2 protein-coding genes, 2 tRNA genes and 1 rRNA gene (1 of these 5 cut by a window edge) are annotated in these 2,500 nt (G+C 53.8%); 3 read left to right on the top strand and 2 right to left on the bottom strand.

Going from position 1 to position 2,500, the window contains the following annotated elements:
- Positions 1–101: 101 nt before the first annotated feature.
- Complete coding sequence (locus tag EV664_RS19005) at positions 102–368, bottom strand: hypothetical protein (RefSeq protein ID WP_133497227.1); 267 nt, start codon at positions 366–368, stop codon at positions 102–104.
- Positions 369–393: 25 nt separating this feature from the next.
- Here EV664_RS19005 and EV664_RS19010 point away from each other — a divergent pair.
- The 3 genes from EV664_RS19010 (at position 394) to EV664_RS19020 (ending at position 2,260) form a co-directional block, all read left to right on the top strand.
- Positions 394–1,882, top strand: a 16S ribosomal RNA gene (locus EV664_RS19010).
- Positions 1,883–2,095: 213 nt separating this feature from the next.
- A tRNA-Ile gene (locus EV664_RS19015) sits at positions 2,096–2,172 on the top strand.
- A gap of 12 nt (positions 2,173–2,184) precedes the next feature.
- Positions 2,185–2,260, top strand: a tRNA-Ala gene (locus EV664_RS19020).
- A gap of 26 nt (positions 2,261–2,286) precedes the next feature.
- On the opposite strand, the gene EV664_RS19025 is transcribed toward EV664_RS19020, so the two are convergent.
- Positions 2,287–2,500 carry the 3' portion of a hypothetical protein gene (locus tag EV664_RS19025; RefSeq protein WP_133497228.1) on the bottom strand. Its footprint extends 71 nt past the window's final position, so 214 of the gene's 285 nt are visible here — the last part of the coding sequence; its start codon lies off the right edge, out of view; the stop codon is at positions 2,287–2,289.

Raw genomic sequence — 2,500 nt, forward strand, 5'->3', positions numbered from 1 at the left:
AAAAGATGTCGGAAAAGTTTCAAAAAGGGTTTGACGGGTGTGGGGTGTATGCGTAGAAGCCACTTCACCGACGCGGCGGGCCACACGGAACGCTTCGACGGTCACCAAAAACCAGGCGCTTTAGCCGCCCCGATGAAAAAAGGGGCGGGGCGAAGCGTCGGTCTTTTGCGCTCTTTGACATAGTGATTTAGATGAAGGGACATGTGGGCGGCGGCCCCGGGTCTGGCATTCAAGGTGTCGGATACCCGGTAAAATAAGCCGTTCCAAAGAGTTGCTGTTTCGGCAGTGGCTTTAACATGTCCTACACAAACCATGTAAGATTTGTGCAGGAACGGCTCCTTGAAATGAGCTGCTTCGACGTCGGTCATTCCACCGGCGTTTGAGTGGAACATCAAACTTGAGAGTTTGATCCTGGCTCAGAACGAACGCTGGCGGCATGCTTAACACATGCAAGTCGAACGAAGTCTTCGGACTTAGTGGCGCACGGGTGCGTAACGCGTGGGAATCTGCCCTTAGGTACGGAATAACAGTGAGAAATTACTGCTAATACCGTATGATGTCTTCGGACCAAAGATTTATCGCCTAAGGATGAGCCCGCGTTGGATTAGCTAGTTGGTGGGGTAAAGGCCTACCAAGGCGACGATCCATAGCTGGTCTGAGAGGATGATCAGCCACACTGGGACTGAGACACGGCCCAGACTCCTACGGGAGGCAGCAGTGGGGAATATTGGACAATGGGGGAAACCCTGATCCAGCAATGCCGCGTGAGTGATGAAGGCCTTAGGGTTGTAAAGCTCTTTTACCCGGGATGATAATGACAGTACCGGGAGAATAAGCTCCGGCTAACTCCGTGCCAGCAGCCGCGGTAATACGGAGGGAGCTAGCGTTGTTCGGAATTACTGGGCGTAAAGCGCGCGTAGGCGGTTTTGCAAGTTAGAGGTGAAAGCCCGGGGCTCAACCCCGGAACTGCCTTTAAAACTGCATCACTTGAATCCAGGAGAGGTGAGTGGAATTCCGAGTGTAGAGGTGAAATTCGTAGATATTCGGAAGAACACCAGTGGCGAAGGCGGCTCACTGGACTGGTATTGACGCTGAGGTGCGAAAGTGTGGGGAGCAAACAGGATTAGATACCCTGGTAGTCCACACCGTAAACGATGATAACTAGCTGTCCGGGTGCATGGCACTTGGGTGGCGCAGCTAACGCATTAAGTTATCCGCCTGGGGAGTACGGTCGCAAGATTAAAACTCAAAGGAATTGACGGGGGCCTGCACAAGCGGTGGAGCATGTGGTTTAATTCGAAGCAACGCGCAGAACCTTACCAGCGTTTGACATGCCGGTCGCGGATAGTGGAGACACTTTCCTTCAGTTCGGCTGGACCGTGCACAGGTGCTGCATGGCTGTCGTCAGCTCGTGTCGTGAGATGTTGGGTTAAGTCCCGCAACGAGCGCAACCCTCGACTTTAGTTACCATCATTTAGTTGGGTACTCTAAAGTAACCGCCGGTGATAAGCCGGAGGAAGGTGGGGATGACGTCAAGTCCTCATGGCCCTTACGCGCTGGGCTACACACGTGCTACAATGGCGGTGACAGTGGGCAGCAATCCCGCGAGGGTGAGCTAATCTCCAAAAACCGTCTCAGTTCGGATTGTTCTCTGCAACTCGAGAGCATGAAGGCGGAATCGCTAGTAATCGCGGATCAGCATGCCGCGGTGAATACGTTCCCAGGCCTTGTACACACCGCCCGTCACACCATGGGAGTTGGATTCACCCGAAGGTGGTGCGCTAACCCTTAAGGGAGGCAGCCAACCACGGTGGGTTTAGCGACTGGGGTGAAGTCGTAACAAGGTAGCCGTAGGGGAACCTGCGGCTGGATCACCTCCTTTCTAAGGATACGGCCGAAAGCGTCGATCTTCATGATCGAAAGAGCTTCGTCCTTTCCAAAGAACATAGCCGCCGTCCTCATGTCCCTTCATCACTGGATAATCGCTTATGCGATACTTTAGGTATCGTATTTGTGATTTTGCCTGAGCTGGCTCACGCCGCCCGCGGCCGCGTCATTCTCTTTTGAGAATGGGAGCTGGTCCAGGTGTGGCGATGGGTCTGTAGCTCAGTTGGTTAGAGCACACCCCTGATAAGGGTGAGGCCAGTGGTTCGAATCCACTCAGACCCACCATCGCTTTTCAATGGGGCCTTAGCTCAGCTGGGAGAGCGGTTGCTTTGCAAGCATCAGGTCATCGGTTCGATCCCGATAGGCTCCACCATTGCTTTGCGAGCGAAATAGCAAAAGCTATTTCGCGATGACGCAAAAGCGCGGCCAGCGCTGCGAAGCGCGCCATAAGGCGCAGCTTTGCTGCGACTGACGGCGCAGCGGGTTAGCTGCTCGAACATATCCAGGGATGAAGATACGAGATCCGCTCGATTGAGCGGTATTGCGGAAGCTAAGGCTTCCTGCGAGCTTTTTGACATTGTGAATGGGTTTTTCAAATCGATGCCGTGAAGGC

The sequence above is a fragment of the Stakelama pacifica genome, assembly GCF_004361835.1.
Classification (GTDB): Bacteria; Pseudomonadota; Alphaproteobacteria; order Sphingomonadales; family Sphingomonadaceae; genus Sphingomonas; species Sphingomonas pacifica.